Annotated in this window: 19 protein-coding genes; 3 read left to right on the top strand and 16 right to left on the bottom strand. The window is 62.0% G+C overall.

All coding sequences use genetic code 11. From position 1 onward, the window contains the following. Positions 1–19: 19 nt before the first annotated feature. The 15 genes from PQR40_RS09740 to PQR40_RS09810 all read right to left on the bottom strand — a co-directional run bounded on the left by PQR40_RS09740 (position 20) and on the right by PQR40_RS09810 (position 16,395). On the bottom strand, positions 20–988 hold the full coding sequence (locus PQR40_RS09740; protein ID WP_408229750.1) for a type II secretion system F family protein: 969 nt from the start codon (positions 986–988) through the stop codon (positions 20–22). 64 nt (positions 989–1,052) lie between these two features. Continuing rightward, the gene (locus PQR40_RS09745; RefSeq protein WP_408229747.1) at positions 1,053–2,030 is read right to left on the bottom strand and encodes a type II secretion system F family protein; all 978 of its coding nucleotides are present in this window, start codon (positions 2,028–2,030) and stop codon (positions 1,053–1,055) included. A 34-nt stretch (positions 2,031–2,064) separates the two neighbouring features. Beyond that, positions 2,065–3,450 carry a TadA family conjugal transfer-associated ATPase gene (locus PQR40_RS09750; RefSeq protein ID WP_408335269.1) on the bottom strand — a complete coding sequence of 462 codons (1,386 nt, stop codon included), beginning with the start codon at positions 3,448–3,450 and terminating at the stop codon, positions 2,065–2,067. Positions 3,451–3,506: 56 nt separating this feature from the next. Continuing rightward, positions 3,507–4,709: a CpaE/TadZ family protein gene (locus PQR40_RS09755; protein ID WP_408229742.1), complete on the bottom strand. Its 1,203-nt coding sequence runs from the start codon at positions 4,707–4,709 to the stop codon at positions 3,507–3,509. Between the two features lie 46 nt (positions 4,710–4,755). Beyond that, entirely contained in the window at positions 4,756–5,049 is a 294-nt protein-coding gene (locus tag PQR40_RS09760; protein WP_408229739.1) for a hypothetical protein, read from the bottom strand. A gap of 23 nt (positions 5,050–5,072) precedes the next feature. Then, the gene (locus PQR40_RS09765) at positions 5,073–7,067 is read right to left on the bottom strand and encodes a type II and III secretion system protein family protein (RefSeq protein WP_408229736.1); all 1,995 of its coding nucleotides are present in this window, start codon (positions 7,065–7,067) and stop codon (positions 5,073–5,075) included. 86 nt (positions 7,068–7,153) lie between these two features. Then, a complete protein-coding gene (gene cpaB, locus PQR40_RS09770) occupies positions 7,154–7,987 on the bottom strand; it encodes a Flp pilus assembly protein CpaB (protein WP_408229733.1) in 834 nt (277 codons plus the stop codon). A gap of 36 nt (positions 7,988–8,023) precedes the next feature. Continuing rightward, on the bottom strand, positions 8,024–8,602 hold the full coding sequence (locus PQR40_RS09775) for an A24 family peptidase (protein WP_408229730.1): 579 nt from the start codon (positions 8,600–8,602) through the stop codon (positions 8,024–8,026). Positions 8,603–8,687: 85 nt separating this feature from the next. After that, positions 8,688–8,873, bottom strand: a complete 186-nt coding sequence (locus PQR40_RS09780) for a Flp family type IVb pilin (RefSeq protein ID WP_408215600.1) — start codon at positions 8,871–8,873, stop codon at positions 8,688–8,690. Positions 8,874–9,944: 1,071 nt separating this feature from the next. After that, positions 9,945–10,148: a hypothetical protein gene (locus PQR40_RS09785; RefSeq protein ID WP_408229727.1), complete on the bottom strand. Its 204-nt coding sequence runs from the start codon at positions 10,146–10,148 to the stop codon at positions 9,945–9,947. A gap of 347 nt (positions 10,149–10,495) precedes the next feature. Then, positions 10,496–11,599: a nucleoside hydrolase gene (locus tag PQR40_RS09790; RefSeq protein ID WP_408508885.1), complete on the bottom strand. Its 1,104-nt coding sequence runs from the start codon at positions 11,597–11,599 to the stop codon at positions 10,496–10,498. 133 nt (positions 11,600–11,732) lie between these two features. Beyond that, positions 11,733–12,671, bottom strand: a complete 939-nt coding sequence (gene rbsK / locus PQR40_RS09795) for a ribokinase (RefSeq protein ID WP_408229721.1) — start codon at positions 12,669–12,671, stop codon at positions 11,733–11,735. Positions 12,672–12,711: 40 nt separating this feature from the next. Further along, entirely contained in the window at positions 12,712–13,713 is a 1,002-nt protein-coding gene (locus PQR40_RS09800) for an ABC transporter permease (protein ID WP_408508886.1), read from the bottom strand. A 3-nt stretch (positions 13,714–13,716) separates the two neighbouring features. Beyond that, positions 13,717–15,357, bottom strand: a complete 1,641-nt coding sequence (locus tag PQR40_RS09805; protein ID WP_408508887.1) for a sugar ABC transporter ATP-binding protein — start codon at positions 15,355–15,357, stop codon at positions 13,717–13,719. Positions 15,358–15,429: 72 nt separating this feature from the next. Further along, on the bottom strand, positions 15,430–16,395 hold the full coding sequence (locus PQR40_RS09810; protein ID WP_408229712.1) for a sugar ABC transporter substrate-binding protein: 966 nt from the start codon (positions 16,393–16,395) through the stop codon (positions 15,430–15,432). A gap of 130 nt (positions 16,396–16,525) precedes the next feature. Here PQR40_RS09810 and PQR40_RS09815 point away from each other — a divergent pair, with 130 nt between their 5' ends. Continuing rightward, the gene (locus tag PQR40_RS09815) at positions 16,526–17,470 is read left to right on the top strand and encodes a LysR family transcriptional regulator (RefSeq protein WP_408335249.1); all 945 of its coding nucleotides are present in this window, start codon (positions 16,526–16,528) and stop codon (positions 17,468–17,470) included. A 382-nt stretch (positions 17,471–17,852) separates the two neighbouring features. Beyond that, entirely contained in the window at positions 17,853–18,647 is a 795-nt protein-coding gene (locus tag PQR40_RS09820; protein ID WP_408229706.1) for an alpha/beta hydrolase, read from the top strand. Positions 18,648–18,756: 109 nt separating this feature from the next. On the opposite strand, the gene PQR40_RS09825 is transcribed toward PQR40_RS09820, so the two are convergent. After that, positions 18,757–19,191 (bottom strand): Rrf2 family transcriptional regulator, encoded by a 435-nt coding sequence (locus PQR40_RS09825; RefSeq protein WP_408229703.1) that lies wholly within the window; start codon positions 19,189–19,191, stop codon positions 18,757–18,759. Positions 19,192–19,364: 173 nt separating this feature from the next. Here PQR40_RS09825 and PQR40_RS09830 point away from each other — a divergent pair, with 173 nt between their 5' ends. Continuing rightward, complete coding sequence (locus PQR40_RS09830; RefSeq protein ID WP_408508888.1) at positions 19,365–20,276, top strand: NAD(P)/FAD-dependent oxidoreductase; 912 nt, start codon at positions 19,365–19,367, stop codon at positions 20,274–20,276. Positions 20,277–20,566 lie beyond the last annotated feature (290 nt).

Raw genomic sequence — 20,566 nt, forward strand, 5'->3', positions numbered from 1 at the left:
TATCCGGGATCGCAATCGCTCAGCCACCTGACATGGCGGTCATGGTGGGGAACAACTGGCGCGCGACCTGGATCGCTGACGGGCCGATCAGCACAACCAGAAGCGTCGGAAAAATGAAAAACATCAAGGGAAAGAGCAGTTTCAATGCGATCTTTGCGGCCTGCTCTTCAGCTCGCAAGCGCCGTTTGGTACGCAGGTTGTCGGTATAAACGCGCAGCGAATCGCCGACGCTGGTGCCGAAGCGGTCCGCCTGGATCAGCATCGCGGCGAGTGTGTCGATATCTTCGACGCCGGTGCGCAGCGACAGATTGCGCAGTGCCTTGTCGCGTCCGGACCCAGCACGCAATTCCAGCAGCACCATGTCGAACTCGTCCTTCAAGGCGTGGCTTTTGACGCCGATTTCCTGGGTGACACGCGTCATCGCCGCGTCGAGCCCGAGGCCCGCCTCCACACAGACGGTCATCAGATCGAGTGCGTCGGGCAGGTCCTCGAACAGCTTGCGCTGGCGACTGCCGATCAGGCGCGTGAGCACCAGGTTCGGCAAATAGAAACCGGCCGCCGACACCGCCAACTCCGTCAGCAGCAGCCATATCCGCTTGTCAGCATCGAAGCTGTTGCCAAGAAAGATCAGTGCGACAGCCGGCAGAACGAGCGCCAGCAGCGTCTTGGCGGCGAAATAGACGGCCGGCGCGGACGGCGTGCGAATGCCCGCGTTCGCAAAGCGCAGGCGCAGCGCGGACTTGTCCCAGTCGTCTTTCGGAAGCGAAAGCCTGGCGACATGTTCGGACACCTTGGCGACGGTTTCGACCCAGCTCTTCTGTGCGCCGGCGTCGTCTTCCGCATCGGCGTGATTCATGACGCCGGAATGCCCGACTTTCTCGATACGCCGTTGCACCGGATCGGGCTTCAGCAGCATCATCGCTTTCAGCGCGGCGCCGAATACGATCAGGAACATCACCCCCAGCATGACGATCTGTTCTGTTTTCATGGTCTGCGGGCGGGGCCCGCGCTCCTCTTTTTTTCAAACAGATGGAACCGATGGAACCCGTGGGCTAGATATGAATGCGCACGACTTTGCGCATCCACAAGATGCCGAACAGCATCATCGTCAGCGCGACAGTGGCAAGGTGCACGCCCGCCGGGTCTTGCCAGAACACGTTGATGTAGCCAGGATTGAGCATCGACAGCAGGCCGAGAATCGCAAACGGCAACACACCCAACACCCAGGCCGACAAGCGCCCTTCCGCCGACAGCACGCGCACCTTGCCGAGCAGCTTCAGCCGCTCGCGAATGATGCTGCTGATACTGCCGAGAATCTCTGCCAGATTGCCACCCGCTTCCCGCTGGATCAGCACGGCGATCACGAAGTAGCGCAGATCGTCGACCGGCACGCGGTTCACCATATTCAGGAGCGCGTCGTTCATCGACACGCCGTAGTTGACCTCGTCGAACACCAGCGCGAATTCGCCGCCGAGCGGATCGGGCAGTTCTTCGCCGACCATGCCGAGCGCGGCGGGAAACGAGTGGCCGGCGCGCAGCGCACGAGCGATCAGATCGGCTGCGTCGGGCAACTGGCGTTCGAGTTGCAGCACGCGCTTCGCGCGCTTGCGGCGCAGGATCATGGCGGGCAGCAGGCCCAGCACTCCTGCCAGAACCGCCGTCAGCAAAGCCGGTGTCTGCATCAGGAAACCCGGCACGGCGCCGGCGAGCGCGCACAGCAGCGTATAGGTGACAAAGCGCCCCACCGACCAGCGCAGCCCGGACTGCAGCAACTGGCGGTCGAGCGCGTGCACACGCGGCACATGCAGCAATAACCGCATGACAAACGGCGATTCGCTCAGAAGGCGCTGCTTGAGGATCGACAACTGCTCCTTGCTGATATTGCCGCCCGCCGAAAGCGCCCGGAGGCGCTCGTCCATGCGCTTGACGGCCGTGCCATGACGGCTGCTCCAGAACAGATAGACGGCTTCGATCAGCAGCACGATCGCGAGAAACGCAAGTACCGCAAAGCCGATAAGCGATGTGTTCATGTCCGTCTCCTTGACGCTGTTGCGTACCGCATGCTCACACCTCGAAGCGCCGTGCCGGATCGAACATCTGATCCGGCAAGGCAATGCCGAAGCCCGCCAGCCGGTCGCAAAATTTCGGCCGTACACCGGTTGCGCAGAAATGCCCTTTGATCATTCCGTGTTCGTCGACACCAGTCCGCTTGAACGTGAAGATTTCCTGCATGTTGATGACATCGCCTTCCATGCCGGTGACTTCCTGAATGCTCATCAACTTGCGGCGCCCGTCGGTCAGACGCGAGGCCTGCACCACTACCGTGATCGCGGAGGCGATCTGCTGACGGATCGCCTTGATCGGCATCGTCAGACCGGCCATGCCGACCATGTTCTCGAGCCGCGTCAACGCATCGCGTGGCGTGTTGGCGTGCAACGTAGCCATCGAGCCTTCGTGGCCGGTGTTCATTGCGTGCAGCATGTCGAGCGCTTCAGCGCCGCGCACTTCGCCGAGCACGATGCGGTCAGGGCGCATCCGCAATGCATTGCGTACCAGCGAGCGCTGCGAGATTTCACCCTTGCCTTCAATGTTCGGCGGCCGCGTTTCAAGCCGCAGCACGTGCTCCTGACGCATCTGCAATTCGGCCGCGTCTTCGATCGTCACGACCCGTTCGTCGCCGGGAATGAAACCCGACAGCAGATTGAGCAGCGTGGTCTTGCCGCTGCCCGTGCCGCCCGAGATCAACACGTTCAGCTTCGCCTTGATGAGCGCTTCGAGCAGTTGCGCCATGGCCGGCGTAAAGCTCTGGTTGTTCACCATGTCGGTGACCGTCAGCGGATTCACCGCGAAGCGGCGAATCGAGACCAGTGGACCGTCGATCGCCGAGGGGGGAATGATTGCGTTGACACGCGAACCGTCGGGCAGGCGCGCATCGACCATCGGCGTGGATTCGTCGATCCGGCGGCCCACGCGCGAGACGATGCGCTCGATGATCTTCATCAGATGAGCGTCGTCATAGAACGTCACGTCGGTGTGTTCAAGACGGCCATGCCGCTCCACGTACACGTGCTGCGACGTGTTGACGAGAATGTCGGAGATGGTCGGATCGTTGAGCAAAGGTTCGAGCGGGCCGAGGCCGACCATTTCGTCGTGGACGTCCTGCGCGAGACGGCGGCGCTCGAGTTCGTTCATCGGAATCTTGTCTTCGTCGACGATCCGTTCCACCAGTTGCGCAAGTTCGCGTTTGATCTGCTCGGGTGACAGGCGTTGTAGTTTGTCGAGCTCGACCCGGTCGATGATCGCCTGATGAATGTTCATCTTGAGTTGCTGGTATGCGCGCCGCGCCGCGAGGCTTTCGGCCGCGATGCCGGCTGCCGCCGCGGTGCCGCCGCTGGCGTCGTCGAACGGCATGGTGCCGTTTTGCATCATCAACTGTTCGCGCAATGACATGGTGCTCTCCGCTTTCTTTTTCGATGACAACCCGGCTCAGTCAGGCCGAGCCAGGCTTAGTGTCCGGTCTTCAGTTGCGGCGGCGCATTCGGCCGGCCACGGAACAGGCGCCCGAGCACGTTCTTACGCACCACGACAGGCCGCGGCCACAGCACCTCAGCCAGTTGCGCGATGCCTTGAGCGAGCGCCCCGCCCTTCGCCGAGGTGACGAGCGGCACGCCGTGGTTGAGCGCCTCGGTGGCCTGCTTCTCGTCACGCGGCAGGTGATGCGTGACCTTCGCGCCGAGTGTTTCTTCTAGCGTCGGCAGATCGATGCGCGCGTTCTTGTCGTACTGATTGACGATCATCCTCACCTTGCTCGCGGGATAGCCGAGTTCCTTGAAGATGTCGAGCATGCGGCGCCCGGCATGCAGATACAGGATGTTCTGCCGCACCACCATGCAGATCGAGTCGCTGTGATCGAGCGCATGAATGGCAAGCGGATTGATGTTCTGGCCGACGTCGATCAACACCGCGTCGTATTGCTCGCGTACCAGCGTCAGGATTCGCTCCAGATGCGCGGCGCGCAGCTCGCCCGACTTGACCGGGTCACCCGCGCCGGCCAGCACATCGAGATTGGCATGAACGTGCATCACGCAGGCTTCGAAGAAAGCGGCGTCGAGCCGGTCGATTTGCGCGCAGAGGTCGGCGAGCGTCGCGGGCGGCGGTTTGTCGGCCACCAGCAAACTTGCGTCGGCGAACTGCTGATTCAGATCGACCAGCAGCACGCGCTTGTCACGCTGCGCCGCAAGCGTATAAGCGAGATTCACGGCGATCAGCGTCGTCCCGCTGCCGCCTTTGCACGATGTGAACGAAATTACACGGCCATCACGGCGCATGCCCGCGTTTTTCTTCGCCGAAACATGCGCGAGCGCATCGGCAAGTTCCGCTTCGTCGAGCGGCCAGGACAGCACGTGCCGCACGCCAACGCGCATGGCCGCCATCAACAGCGTGGTCGACGGCGCAGGTGTCACCAGCATGCAATGCAGATTCGGCGTCTGCGACAGGGCCTCCTCGACGCCGCTTAGTTCGCGTGGCGTCAACTCGGCATCGTCGATGATCAGCAGATCGGCGTTCTTGATCGCCGCGGCGTGCACGCGCAACTGCTTCGCGTTGCCGTGCAGCGTACGCAACCGGAACGCAATACCACTTGCTTCGAGACGCGCGGCGATCTGCGGCCCGCGCTCGGTACTGGACGAAATCAGGAGGGTGTCGATCATGGTCTGTCTCCGCTGGCTCGAACCCGAGCCGCCTGGCTGCGCTGTTTCAGTAGCTACTCGACGAACCGATGCCGATCGTGAAGTTATTGGTCGGCGCGGGCGGCGCCGTGAACGATTTGGCATAGCTCTTCTGCGCCGCGGCGGCCGCCACGCCGTCGATACCCGCAACCGGGTCGGTATTGGCCGAAGCTTGCGGATTGAGCGTCTGCATTTCCTTGATCTGGTTGAGCGAGTCGCCGAACGTCGCGTCCCAATGCGGCGTCGAGGTCAGGCAGCCGGCGAGCGCGGCGCTCAGGCCCGCGCTCAAAACGGCGCGGATCAGTGTCCTGGTGGATGTCATGTCGATCTCCAATGTGCCGCGAATCAGCGCGCGGCGTGTGAGTCGGTGCCGGCCGCCGATACCTGGCCGGCGAGCGTGGCGTCGCGGGCCACATCGGGCTTTACGACTGTGAGCAATTGCGGTACACCGCCGTCGCTTGCCGCCGATGGTCGGGTTGGAGCGGTCGCCGCCACCGGCGCTGCCGCGCGATCGTTCGGACCCGGCGCGGGTTGCGTGGGTTGCAAGGGTTGCGTGGACGAGGCCGGCGTTACGACAGGCGTAGTGATCACCGATGTCTGCGTAATCGCCGCGGGTGTCGCGGGCGCGGCCGGTGCCATGGGCGCGCCAGGCGCCACCGGTGCCGAAGCTCCCGCTGCGGGCGCGCTGCGCTTCGTGCCTTCCATATGGCCGGTCAGATACACGTTCCCTTCACTGGCATCGTTGAAACCATCGGTCGGCAGCGGATAGTGCTGCGGCAGCGGCTTGGCGAGACGCGGCGTCACGACGAACACCAGCTCGGTCTTGTCCTGCTCGTAGCTGGTGCTGCGAAACAGCGCACCGAGCACCGGCAGTTCCGCCGCGCCGGGCAGCCCCTTGATCGAGCCGGTCACGTTGCTCTTCAAAAGGCCGCCGATCGCGAAGCTCTGACCGTCGAACACCTGCAGCGTGGTCGAGGCGCGTCGCGTCGTAATCAGCGGCAGGATCGACGTCGTGTTGGAGTTGCCCGCGCTGACCACCACGCCGGTCGACGACAGCTCGGACACTTCCGGCGACACCTTGAGATTGATACGGCCACCTTCGAGCACCGTCGGCGTGAAGGTCAGGCCGACACCGTATTGCTCTTCCTGCAGGACGATCGTCGTGCCGCCCGAGCCGTTGCTTTGCGGCACCGGAATGTAGACCTTGCCGCCTGCGAGGAAGCTCGCTTCCTGGCCGCTGATCGCCATCAGATTCGGCTCGGCGAGGATCTTCACGAGCTGATCGGTTTTCTGCGCGTCGACCGCGAGGTTGAGCGGCAGATTGTTCGCTTTCGAGGCGGTCAACGCACTCAATCCGCCGGACAGATAATTGGCCAGCAAGCCGAAACTCCAGCTGCCAATGCCGCCCTGGATGTTGGCCGCGACGCCAAGCTGATCGATCAATGTCTTCGAGACTTCGGCGACTTTCACTTCGAGCATGACCTGCTGCGGCGCGGCGACACGCATCATGTTGATGATGCGTTCGCCGCCCGCCCCGCCGAGCGATGGCGCAGGCGCACCCATTACCCGAGGCGCGGCGCCGATGGGCAGCGGACCACTTCCCATGGGTGCGCTGCTTTGCAATGCGGCGGTCGGCCGGGCCACGAAGGCGCGGGCCAGTTCCATCACGCGCTCGGCTTTAACCGCATCGGAAACCGTGCCGGTCAGCACCAGCGTATCGGCGGCTGCTTTGACCTGAATTTCAGTTTCCTCTGGCATTAGCGCGGCGAGCGTCTGTTGCAGACCGCCCGGGTCCGCGCCGACGCTCACGTCGATAATCGTGCAGGAGCCGCTGCGGCCCTGCACGATCATATTGGTAGTGCCGACGTCCGTCCCGAGCAGATAAAGGGTTTGCGGCGACACTAGCATCGCCTGCACGATCGACGGATTGCCGACGGTGCGGGTCCGCACCGGCTCGCGCACGTCGACCATCGCCGACTTGCCGACCGGGATCGTGACCGAGCTATGTTCGGCGACCGGGCCGCTGCAATTCGGCCCACGGCTGCTTTGCGCCGCGCCGCCGGACGACGTGCCGCCGCCCATGCCTGTGGCGGCAATAGTCAGATGCACGGCTCCGTTTGACGCCACGGTAAGCGGCATGTCCGGCAGGCCCGGCACATTGCCCGCCATATTCTGGCCGGCCGCCTGCGCCGCCGGCAGCATCGACAGATACAGTCCGACCACCACGCAGGTGCAAGCTTCGGCGATCCGGGTCCGGCCGCGTGGCGAGCGCGCGTTCGCTTTGCGCGGGCCGAGCGGATCCTGCGGCGCGCAAGCGCGCTGATTGGTTCTGGCGTTCATGTCCTACCCCCGTTATGTGCCGCTTTTTTACGTGCTGTACCTGGAGGTCAGTCACGCATCGGTCACGGCTTGCAGGCTAAGGCCTGTCAAAAGCATTCTTGTCTTGCGTCGGCGCCGTCGAGTACGCGCACGCAATTACCCGGTGCACGCGCCGCCACTTTCCGTACGATGCTCACCGGTTTCGGCTCGGGCGCGGCGACCACGGCAACCGGCATCTTCAACAGCGATGCTTTGGTCGCGCCGGCGGTATCGATGGCCTGCGGGTCGATCTGGTTGCGCAACACCAGCGAGAGCGTGCCGATGCTGCGTGCCAGGTCGATTTTCTCGGCCTGTTCCGGCGACACTTCGAGCGTCACCGCATCGACCACTTTCGGTTTGGTTTCGTCGCGGCCCACTTCCTGCGCGACGGCCAGCACGAGAATCTTCTCGAGTACGATCTTCGAAATATTCTGGTCACGCTGGGCACCGGAATCGCGCGTATCTTTCTGCGTATTGACGATGATGTCGACGTAGTTACCCGGCAACGCGAAGCCCGCCACGCCGATCACGTCGTTCACACGTACCGTGATGGCCCGCTTGCCTTCGCCGATCACCGCCGACAAGCCACCGAGCGTGCCAACCGGTGTCAGCTTCGCTTCGACAATCGGCTCGCCGTGCAGCAGGCTTTCCTTGAGCACCCGGCCGTCGAGTTTCTGGGTATCGGTGAACGCGCCAGGCGGCACGCTGTTCGACGGCCAGTCAGTGAGTTTCAGGAAGTCAGGCCCGATCCGCTGACCGAGATTGATATCGGTTGCGGCCACCACCACCTTGGTCGTGGCATTCGACGCCTGCGAGACCATCCAGCGTGAAGCGAACACGACCGCAGTAAGGCCGGCCAGCGTCGCGATCAGCAGCATCGTTACAGCGCGCGCATTTTTCATTTTCAACCCCCGATTTTTTTGCCCTGCTGGTCAGCGTCACACGCTGTAGAACAACACGAGTGCGCTGCCTATTGCTATAGCCACTCCGTACGGCATGGACCCCGTCGAACTACTTGCCACATCGCCTTGCCGCTGCTTCGCGCCGTATCCCGGCGTCGTGCAACTCATCAGCAATGCCGCCACCCTGCTCAGTCCGACGCGCATCTGTTGGCGCCGGAGCAAGATTGCAAGCGACCCGATTCCACCTATCACACAAGTCGCAAGGCTAATTTCGAATGCGCCGTAAGCGCCGCAGAAAGCGCCGATCGCTGCCATCAGCTTCACGTCACCCGCGCCCATCAGCCGCATCGCGTAGCCCGGCAGAAACATCGCACCGCCCACAAGCGTGCCGCTCAGCCAAGTCTGCATCCCGTCGATACCACCCTGCGTGAACCATTGCACGGGTATCGCCACGATCAATCCTGTCGCCACCAACCAGTTAGGAATCCGGCGCGTTTGCATATCCCACAGTGCGGCGAAGAGCACCAGCGTTATCACGCACGGCCCAACCGGAAAAGGAACCCCGTTCATTGTCTGCCCCGCTTTGAGGATCGAATTGCCCTTCTTGCGTGTCATTTAGCGCTGGGCCGTCGCTACCCTGTCTCGAAGGACCGTCGAGACAGGGCGAGCGATCGGTATGCGCCTGGTATTGCGTACGGCGTCAGGCCGCGGCCGTGGTGATGGCGGCCAGCGAGTTCGAAATGGTGGTGAACACGCCTTTCAGACTCGTGCTCATTGTCGTCACCGTCCCAATGATTGCCACCGCAATCAGCCCAGCCAGCAGGGCGTATTCGATCGCTGCAACACCGTCTTCTTCGCGCAGGAATTGTTGGATCGTGTTCTTCATGCTAACCCCCGTAAGAGTGAAAGTTGACTTCGATTTGTGCCGCCACAGCTGCCTGAAAACAGGTCTGCCGGCGCGGCGTTCAGGTCCGTCCATAGAGACGGAAAAAGTGGCGGGATCATCGCTTCACGTCGTCGCGGTCGCAAGTGGCCGATACCCCGTATCGATCATTCGCGCCGTACTTTATCGACATCCGTTTTTCGCTGGCCCCGCCGCACCTCGTAAAGCGCGTTGAACTCCCCGACGCGTTCTACGAAGACTGTTGCTGCTGCCGGGATTTTTTCTGCTGCTTCTACTCGTTTGCTGCTTCCCGGCTGCAACCTGTTTCGCTTTGTGACTCGCTTATTGCACGGGTTATGCCATATGCCTTCAAAGCCTTGCCGGGCGGAGTTGAGTGATTCGGCACACCCCGCGGAAGGGGGATTCGCATCGCGCGATGACTCGCGCCTGATACGCCGTGGATGGCCATCGCGGCGGCCAGTTGTCGTGCACCGCGCGTGATTTCTGGAGGATGGAAAACCCTTGGTCTCGATGACAGGCAATGGTTTGACGAATGCTCAGGTCAAATATGCCGATTCGCAATTCGATGAAGTAGCTTTTTCATGCCCTGGACCGGACTGTCGCAAGCCTGAGACGATGAGCCGCCGTTTGGGCCAATGTGTGATGGGGTCGACGCGGCCGGCGCTTGCATTGCTATGTGCGCTGGCACGCACTACGGGGGTTGACGGGGGATTTATGACTCGCTTGAACGTGGGGCAAGCGGCACGCGGCGCGCATTTTCTTTGTACGAGGTACGCGATGCGCCCGTTTCGCCTCGCGCGAGGCGGAGCGCGTTGCTGGAAGCGCGCTACGCAGCGCAGTGGGGGTGTACCAAACGATATTGTTTTGCGCGCGGCCGATAAAAGAGCTTCGCGCTTCGCGCGCTGTACAGCGCCCCGGATACGCGCGACGTACTTTGCGTCCGGCTTAGCTCAGCACTGCTGTGAGAGGCCGCGTGAATCGGCCGGTTTTGATTCCTGCGGCGCTCTGATCCAGCTCGCCGAAAGACTCTTGAGCCTTCGCTACGCGCCTCACTCATCCCCCTGCGCCTGTGCGCAGACGCTCCAGCAATTCACGGCCCTGGCGGGTGAGTTGCAGTGTCGATCCATGTGGATCGCGCTGTCGTATTTCCACTAGCTCGTAACGGCGTAACGCCAGCACATCCGGATCAAAATCTTCCAGCCGCTTGTCCGTGTCGTCAAGCAGCATGAGTGTCGCGAGTTCGTGATGACTAAGCATCCGGCACCTCCATAGGTCGATACATGGGCGATGAGGACATCCTAGACACATGACACTACAGTTCGACTACGGTTGTGTTTCGGTGGATTACCTGCGGCGCTGCAAGCGTCGACGGCAAACCGTTGCGGCGCCTTGCGACAGAAGCGGCGTGGGAAGCGAGCGAGTAAAGGGACGCAATACTTAACGTGCGCCCCGTAATTGGGGTCTGCGTTTGAGTCGCGGGACCGGCATGTCGGATCGGTCGCCGGTCATGCCGTCATCCAGTTTTTATCAATCTGCTTAAGCGGTCAGTGCTGCGGCCCGGGAGAACCCGGAAGCACCGTTGCCGAGTTGCAGGTCGAGGCCGATCAAGGCAACGTAATCGGCACAGGACGCGTAAGCAGGTCGACGTAGAGACTGAAGAAGCGATTGTTGTCGAACTGCGTGACGTAGGTGATCTTCCTAGGTGACGCGCCCGCCGCGGGTTGATCGGGGTAGACCATCACATGCCCCTGATCCTCGCCGCTCGTGGTATCGATATCCAGGTAGGCGCTTTTCGTCCGCGTGGCATAGGTCGGGTCCATGAAGTAAGCGATCGTCAAGGTGTCGAACAGATCGGTGTTGTCGGCGAATGCGCCCGCATTGGCGATGCCGTACGCCCTGGTCACCGCGGTCTGCTTGCTCGGGTTGTTGACGATCTGGTTGTACACGGTCTGGGTGAGCGGCACCGTGTTCGTGACATCGAGCGGAATGACAGCCTGGGGAATCGTGGTTTGAAGCACCGTACGTACGGCAAGCGGATCGAACCACCAGTTCAGTTCGCCCACGGCATTCGCATTGCCCGGTACCGCCATCGCGCCACCCATGTAGACGATCTGCTTGATCAGCGGCACGATCTCCGGCGCTTTCATGATCGCCGTGGCGAGATTGGTAGGCGGCCCGACCTCAAGAATGGTGACCTGATTCGGATAGCGTTTGATGGTCTGGATCATGAAATCCGCGGCGTTTTGTGCCTGCAGTTTCGTCGACACCGCGAAGCCGTCCGGCGGTGCAACAAGCTGGGACTGCTGGGTCGGTTCCGGGCGGCTCCACGCGCCGAAATAACCTTGCGGATTGGCGGCCTGCTGCGCGCGAATACTCGCCACATCGTATTGCAATGGATAGTCCGCCCCGCCGTAGACACCCACCACGTTCTGCACGCCCATGCGCTCCACGGCCTTCAGCGCATCCGATTCTTCCTGGAGTAACCAGTCGTTACCGGTCACGACGGTCAACCCCAGCAGGTTGACCTTGCCCTGCCCCATCAACTGCGTGGTCATGGCGAACAACTGACCGTCGTCGCCCATTGTGTTGAAGTCTGAATCGATGATGATCTTCGGCGCATTGGCGAGCGGATCGGTGGTGGTCACGCTGCCCCCACATGCGGCAAGGAGCAGCGACATCGTCAGGATACCTATATATTGTGATTTCATGTTTAGTCCATTTATTTCAGTATGAATCGCGATTGAACCAGAGGAACACCATCCGGAGATGGTGCCGGTCATTCAACGTCAAGCTACCCAGAGTTGCAGGCCGGACTGCCTCATGTCACAACAGGCATCCGTTTCAGGCTGCGCTATCCACTTCCGCGCGAGTCGGGATCGACGGCTGCGCGCCGGCACGCGTGACGGAAATCGAAGCCGCGCGTTGTGCGAGGCTGATCGCGCCTTCCAGCGGCTGGCGGCCGGCGAGTTGTGCGGCAAAAACACCGATAAACGTGTCGCCGGCCGCGGTCGTATCGACGGCCCGCACCTGCGGTGCGGGAAAATGCATGCCTTCGCCGCCTTCCGGCAACAGATAAGCCCCTTGCGCACCGAGCGTGACGATCACGTTACTGGCGCCGCCGCGTTGCAGCTCCAGTGCCGCCCGTCTGGCGCCGCTTTGCGATTCGACCGGCAAGCCGGCCAGGATCGCGGCCTCGACCTCGTTCGGCACGAGGTAATCGATTAGCGGCAGCCATTCCGCGGGCAGCGGGCCGGTTGCCGGCGCCGGGTTCAGCACGGTGACCTTGCCCAGGCGCCGGGCAAGAGCGAGTGTTGCGTGAACGGAATCCCAAGGCGTTTCCAGCTGGCAAACCACGACGTCGCTGGCCTTGATCGCCGCTTCGTGGCGGGCGACGCTCTCCGGCGTGAGTTCGCCGTTACTGCCGGCGACCACGACGATTGTGTTCTGCCCGTCGTCCGATACCGTCACCATCGCAACACCGGTGGGTTGCGCCGGATCGACCTCGATACCCGCGCAGTCGATACCCTCCGCTTCCAGATCCTGGACCCGCTGGGCGCCGTTCGCATCCTTCCCCACGCGTCCGATCATTGCTACACGCGCGCCGATGCGAGCAGCCGCCACCGCCTGATTGCCACCCTTGCCGCCGGCCACCTGCGAGAACTCATGTCCGCCGATCGTCTCGCCGGGCCGCGGCAAATGCGGTGCACGGGCGACCAGGTCGGTATTGATGCTGCCCACCACGAGCACGCGGCCCTGTTTCGCTTCCTTCGACACTTTCATTCTCCTGCTGACCATCCACGTGTGGTCACTAATGGTCAATTTATGCGGCGCGACGCCGGCTTCTATACGTATCCAGCACGACGGCCACGACAATGACGGCCCCCGTGATAATGCGTTTGGTCGGCTCGGTCGCGCCGATCTGGGCGAGACCCGCGGCCAGCACCGAGATGATCAACACGCCAAAGAAGGTGCTGATCACCGAGCCTCGGCCGCCCATCAAGCTCGTCCCGCCGATCACGACGGCCGCGATCACCTGCAATTCGATGCCCGAACCGGCATTCGGATCGGCAGCCTCGAGCCGCGAAATCTGGAACAGGGACGCGAGGCCGGCTAACAGGCCCATCATCGCGAATACGGCAATCTTGTAGGGCCGCGGGTTGACGCCCGCGAGGCGCACCGCCTCCTCGTTCGTGCCGATGCCGACCAGATAGCGGCCGAACACCGTGCGGGTCAGCACCAACTGCGCGGCGATCATCACGACGATGGCAATCAGGAACGCGGGAGAAATGCCGAACGCAATCGGGTTGGACAGGAAATCGAACGCATCGCCAATGTAGGCCGTGCGAGAGTTGGTGAGCTGATACGCGAGACCGCGGGCCGCCTCGAGCACGCCGAGCGACACGATGAATGACGGAATCCGCCAGGCCACGGTAATCGCGCCGGTCACGCAGCCCGTCAAGGCCGCGCCCGCCATGCCGAGCAAGGCGGCGGGCAACGCCGGCCAGTGCCACTGCAAGGCTGCAACGCTCGTGAGCGCCGCGCCGAGCGCCAGCACGGAGCCGACCGACAGATCGATGCCGGCGATGATGAGCACAAAGGTCATGCCGATCGACATCACGACCAGATCGGGAATCTGGTTCGCAATCGTGCTGAAGGTGTCGTAGCTCAGGAAGTGCGAACTCAGCAGCGAGAACAGGACGATCATCCCGAGGAGCGCGCCGAGCAGGCCGAGGTAGTTCGAGAAACCCAGGCGCGTGCCAATCGGCTTCGCGTCTTTGGGTGGTTCGTTCTGCAACGTGGGCAGGCTGGTTGGTGAGGTCATACTTCAATACTCCACAGATTTTGTGTCGGGCGCCGATGCGGCGGGCACCGGGGCGTCGGGGGCTTTCGCATCAGGTTCGATCGGATCGTGCAGCAGCGCGTCGCGTTTCGTGTAACCCGCGAACGCCGCTGCGAGCAGCGCGTCCTGGGTCCAGCTGCCACGCTCGAACATGCCCGTCATCCGCCCTGCCGACATCACCCCGATCCGGTCGCAAATCGACATCAACTCGCGCAGATCGCTCGACACCACCACCAACGCGCGGCCTTCCCGCGCGAGCGCGCCCATCAAGGCATAGATATCGAACTTCGCCCCGACGTCGATGCCGCGTGTGGGTTCGTCGAACAGCAGCACCGTGCAATCGCGCGCGAGCCAGCGGCCGATCACCACCTTCTGCTGGTTGCCGCCGGAGAGTTCGGACACCGGTTGCGACGGCCCCGCGCTGCGGATGCTCATCGCATCGATCTGTTTGCGCGCCAGCGCCGCCTCACGACGGCCGTCCACCACGCCATTCTTCGACACCGCGCGCAGATGACCGAGCGAAATATTGGCTGCAATAGGCTGCGTCAGCAGGAGGCCCTCGCCTTTGCGGTCCTCCGTAATCAGCGCGATGCCGTTCTTCACCGCGTCCGATGGCGATGAAACCTTCACGAGTTCGAGCGGCCCGCCGCCATGCGCGATCGACACCGCACCGGCATCCGCCCGATCGGCCCCGTAGATGAGTCGCATCAATTCCGTGCGGCCCGCGCCGATCAAACCGCTGATGCCGAAAATCTCGCCGGCCTTCACTTCAAAAGATACATCGCGCACAACCGGTTCGCGGGTCATGCCCGCCACCTTGAGCGCCACGTCGCCGATGCGCCGCTCGCCGAGGTCGATCCGCTCGCCGATATCGCGCCCAACCATCAGCGTCACGAGACGGTCAGCAGAGAGATTCGCCATCTCGTCGACATGCACCAGCCGCCCATCGCGCAGCACCGCGGCGCGCCGCGCAATACGCTTCAATTCTTCCAGTCTGTGCGAGATGTACACCAGCGCCACGCCACGCGCCTTGAGCCGTTCGACCTGCTCGAACAGCAGGTCCACCTCGCGGGCGGTTAGCATCGCGGTGGGTTCGTCGAGGATCAGCACGCGGCAATCGCCGATCAGATTGCGCGCGATTTCGACCATCTGCTGATGCCCGATGCCCAGCGTGCCCACCAGCGTGTCAGGGTGGATCGCGTCGAGCCCGACTTGCGCCATGGCATGCCGGGCGTCCTCGCGCAACCTGGCGCGGTCGATCCAGCCGAACATGCCGCGCTGCGGCAAGCGGTTCAGAAACAGGTTCTCCGCCACCGTGAGGGTTGGCAGCAGGTTCAGCTCCTGCATGACCATGCGCACGCCGAGCGCCTCGGCGTCCTTGCGGCTGGCCGGCGTATAAGCCGCGCCGCCGAGCGTCATCGAACCGGTAGTCGGTGTGACGAGACCGCCGATGATCTTGGACAAGGTGCTCTTGCCCGCGCCGTTTTCGCCGGTCAGTGCGAGCACCTCGCCCGCGTACAGTTCCAGCGAGATATCGGCGAGCACGGGTCCGGCGTAAGTCTTGCCGATCTCGTGAACACTCAGCACGGGCGGGGCATCGGCAACGGATAGAATGGGAGTGGACATCGCATGGATAAAGCCAGACAAAGATCAGGCAACGTGGCCCGCAACCAGCACGGACCACACGTTGTGCCAGTCTTACTTGGTGACCAGATCGACAGGCGTTTCGACCACGCCCGACAATTCCGACTGCTTCTTGTGTTCGGAGATGGCCTTCAAAGCCGTATCAATACCGAACACGGCCTGTTTGGCGGCGTACTGATTGGCGGTGGCGAGAACGCGGCCGTCGGCGAGCATCGGCTTGATCGCGTCGATGTCGTCGTAGCCTACCACCTGCACCTTGCCGGCCTTGCCTGCCGCGCGCACGGCCGAGACCGCGCCGATTGCCATGTTGTCATTGCCGCACAACAGCGCCTTGACGTCCGGGTTGGCATTGAGAATCTGGCTCGCTACGGCGTTGCCCTTGTCGATTTCCCACTCACCCGATTGCAGCGAGACGACCTTCATGCCGCCTGTCGCCATGGCCTGCTTGAAGCCGGCCGTGCGTTGCTGCGCGTTGGTGGTGGTCGAGACGCCTTCAATAATGGCGACGTTGTCGCCCGACTTCAGATGTTTGGCCAGGTAGTCGCCTACCTTCAGCGCGCCCTTCGCGTTATCCGGGCCGACGAACGGGATGTTCAGGTCTTTCGACTTGAGCACGCCCGGATCCAGCTGGTTATCGATGTTGACCACGATAATGCCGGCGTCGACCGCTTTCTTGAGAACCGGCACAAGCGCCTTGGAATCGGCCGGTGCGATCACGAGCGCGTCGACCTTGGACACGATCATCTGCTCGACAATGCGAATCTGGTTAGCCGTATCCGTTTCGTCCTTGATGCCGTTCGTGACGAGATCGAACTTCGTGGGATTCTGTTTCTGATAGTTTTTCGCGCCGGTTTCCATGGTCAGGAAAAACTCGTTCGCCAGCGACTTCATCACCAGTGCGACTTTCGGCTTGTGAGCGGCCTGAGCGAACGCTGCGGGCATCGGCAGGATCGACGCTGCGAGGAAGGCTGCGCTGGCTACGATGACGCGACGCCGCGCCGGTTGGAAATGACGAATCATTGATGTCTCCGTATCGCTCGTTCGGTCTACGTACTGATAGCCGTTGAGTCGCGTGATGGGTTGGGATGCCACACCTGCCGCCGGCCACCGTGGAAACCCTCGGGTTTCTTTGCCAGATGCTGGGACGAGTATGGCCAAGTCCAATGCTATCCTCGCGATCCACGTTATGCTATGCCTAATTTTAAAATCGAGCGTTTCAAAAATGGAACACGTGGACTGGGACGACCTGCGGATTCTGGTGGCAATCGCGCGCGGCGGGACCATGCGAGCCGCCGCCGTGGCATGCGATCTGAGCGCGCCGACCCTGTCGCGCCGCCTGAGCGAGCTTGAGCGGCGGCTGGGCGAGCCGCTCATCGACCGGGTGCCGTCGGGCTGTACGGTGACGGCATTCGGCGCGCGCGTGCTGGCCTGCGCCGAGCAGATGGAAGATCTCGCCCACCAGATCGAACGCGCCGCGGACGTGACCGGCGGCGCAGGCGCTCACGGCACGGTGCGGATCAACGCCGTGGAATGGCCGTCTTACATCTTGCTTAAGTTGCTCGGCTCGTTCCAGGAGCGGCTGCCCGGCCTCGCCATCGAGGTGCTGACCTCGCGACGGCCGTATAGCCTTGCCCGCCGCGAAGCAGACATAGCACTATGGTCCGAATGCCCGGACGAGGGCGATCTGTATGTCCGGCGAATCGGCAGGATCCGCTTCGGGCTGTTCGGTTCGCGCGACTACTATCTGCGCCACAAGGCGGCGATCACGAGGAAGGAATGGGACAAGCTGTCGTTCGTCGGTTATGACGACCGGCAGCCCGATCACCCAGCCACGCAATGGCTGAAAACCCTGCCGGGCGCCCCTGCACCCTCGCTTCGAAGCAGCTACGGCATGGGCGTATTCGACGGCGTGCTGGGCGGCTCGGGGCTTGGCGTGCTCGCCCAGCTCGCGGGTGACACGACGAGCGATCTCGTTTGCATCGAGAAGCACATCAAGGCGCTCGACCAGGACGTATGGATGGTGCTGCATCCCGCCCTGCGCGATAGTGAGCGTATCCGGACGGTGGCCAACCTCATTGCCGAGATCTTCCGTTAAGCCGGGGCGGGGGCCATGGCCCCGGCGCTCACGATGTTGCGGCAGCCTCGCCGGGCATCGGCAAAAAACCTACGCTGACATTGCGAGGCAACCCGAACCTGCTGGTTGTCAGCCATGGATACGCGGATCGATTCGGGGAAATCGTAAGGGTTCGCGCGCTTCCCAGGTGCTGCAAAACTCGACGTTAAAAAAAAATGGAATAAGCAGCCACTCGATGTGTTTGCCTCTACGTAGACGACAACAGGCACACAGTCAACGAGCGCAAGCGGAACTACTTCCGTGCAGATCCAGCGGCACATGGATCATGTAGGCAAACAGGTCAAGACGTAGTTTTCTATCACACCGATAGTTAGATCCAATCATTATCAATTAGGTATCCAGAATGAAACGCAATCTTGCAACTACTCTTTCGATGATTCTCCTTGCATCGGTCGGCGCGGTCACCCGGGCATCCGCACAGGACGCGCAGCCGCAGAATGTCCCGGTCCACAATATCGTGCTCGTACACGGCGCGTGGGTGGACGGATCAGGCTGGAAGCCGGTCTATGACCGGCTGACCAAAGACGGCTACCACGTCACGATCGTGCAGGAGCCGCTGACCTCGCTCGAAGACGACGTCGCCGCAACCAGACGCGTCCTCGACCAGCAGAATGGCCCGACGATCCTCGTGGCCCACAGTTATGGCGGCTCGGTCATCACTGAGGCCGGTGTGCATCCGAACGTCGTCGGGTTGGTGTATGTGGCCGCGCACGCGCCGGCCGTCGGCGAAGATGAAAGCACGCTCGGCAAAGGCATGCCGAGTTACACGTCGAAGCAGCCGGGCGCCATCACGAAAACCGGCGACGGCTACACGTACCTGAACCCCGCGGATTTCCCGGCGGATTTCGCCGCCGATCTGCCGCTCAAGGAAGCCCAGTTCGAATCGCACGCGCAAATCCTGACCGCCGCGAAAGTCTTTTCGACGCCGATGACAGTCGCCGCATGGACCAGCAAGCCGAGCTGGGGCATCGTCGCAGCCGATGACAAAATCATCAATCCCGACCTCGAACGCTGGTACTACGCGCGCGCCCATAGTCACACGACCGTACTCGCCGGCGCGAGCCACTCGGTCTACGAATCGCGTCCGAAAGAAGTCGCTGCTGTGATCGAGGACGCGGCGAAGCATGCCCAGTTGTAAGCGGATCGACGCGTCCGCTTATATCAGGACCAACGGCTTTGAACGTTAAGTCCACAGGAAGATTGATGTGAACACCTGCACGCTCGCCGATGACCTTGTGACATGCGGGTCATGGGCGGCTGCGGGCAAACCGTTCGTCAAAATCGCGCGCCAGCATCCCGACTGAAATTTCGCCGAAGCGTGCAAGCAGCGCAGCTTCAGCCTCTCGAACCGTTTCCGACAGACCGGCGTTGACGGCTTGCTCGACGAGACACTCCGGGTGATCGTCCGTCAGCAATTCGGAAAAAATCGGCGGCTCACCGACTGCCCGATAAACGTCCAATAACGTTAGTTCATCCAGGTTGATCGACACAACCCAACCGCCCCCGTGCCCTTTTTCCGACTGTACGTAGCCCTGATCTCTTAGCCCTGCCAGCATTCGCCGCACCACAACGGGATGGGTGCGAAGCATCTGCGCGATCGTTTCAGACGTTAGCGGACCGTCGTGCCGATCCATGTGAATCAGGACATGCAGCATCCGCGACAAGCGGCTATCCGTTCTCATTTATCGCCTCGTGTTCAAGCAGCATTGTGGGCAAGCCCACTCACGCAACATTAAGAGTTGCATGAAGTATAACACCGCCCTATCATGCAACTTGTGAAGTTTCATGAAACTGCCGGCGTCAGTTTGGCAATGGTCGATAAGCGTGGGCGCCGGCGTGATACAGGAGAGAGGGAATGCATACGCAGCATGATGTGATTGTCGTGGGCGGTAGCTTTGCTGGCTTGTCGGCCGCCATGCAGCTGGCGCGCGCCAGACGGAAAGTTCTCGTGGTGGACGCTGGATTTCCGCGCAACCGATTTGCCTCGCACGCTCACGGATTCTTCGGCCAGGATGGCAAGCCGCCTGCGGAGATCATTCGCGAAGCCGCTTTACAGCTTGCGGCCTATCCGACGGTTCAATGGGTCAAAGGCAAGGCTGTCGGCGCTCGACGGACCGACAATGCTTTCTCTGTCGCGCTTTCGGACGGCCGAACTGAACTCGCTTCCCGGCTCATTCTCGCTACGGGCGTGCGCGACGAGTTGCCATCCATACCTGGATTGCAGGAACGTTGGGGCACGACGGCATTGCACTGCCCTTATTGTCACGGGTATGAAGTTCGGGATCGCCGTCTCGGCGTGTTGGGCAATCACGCGCTGTCTGTTCATCAGGCGCTTCTGATTCCCGAATGGGGTCCCACAACGTATTTCACTCAGGGGATCTTCGAACCCGACGCGGAGCAGATTGCACAACTGGCCGCACGCAATGTTCGCATCGAGCGCTCACCCGTGACGGAACTACTCGGTCCAGCGCCGCAACTCGAGGGGCTCAGGCTCGCCGATGGCCGCGTTGTCGAAATCGACGCGTTGTTCGTCGCACCCAGAACGTACATGAACAGCACTCTCGCGGAGCAACTTGGGTGTGCATTCGACGACGGCCCGCTTGGCGCCGTCATCAAGGTCGATGACTTGAAGCAGACGACGGTCGAGGGCGTTTATGCCGCAGGCGACATTGCCAACAAGATGACCAACGCGACGTTTGCGTCGGCGGCCGGCGTAATGGCGGGCGTCGGTGTGCATCATTCGCTCGCGATGCCAAAGCACGACTAAGCACGATCACGGCACGCACCCCGTGCCAAATCACTACGGCGGCCCGAATCCGGGCCCCACTCCCGCGTCAACCACCCTCCTCACGTCCCCCGACTCGCTCGCAGCGCCGTCCATCTGGTTGTCATTTTTGTTTTTAAATGTAATGATATAACATTCCGAACGAAAGAACGACGGCAAGGATCCCGCTTGATCGGGATCGGTAAGCGCACGCCCTGTCATCCCGATCGCACTCAAGAAGAACGTCAACAAGACGGAACCGCATCCATCCAGTGGTCAACCTCAAATAAACC

This window comes from Paraburkholderia sediminicola (genome assembly GCF_046026855.1).
In the GTDB taxonomy this organism is placed as follows: Bacteria; Pseudomonadota; Gammaproteobacteria; order Burkholderiales; family Burkholderiaceae; genus Paraburkholderia; species Paraburkholderia sediminicola_A.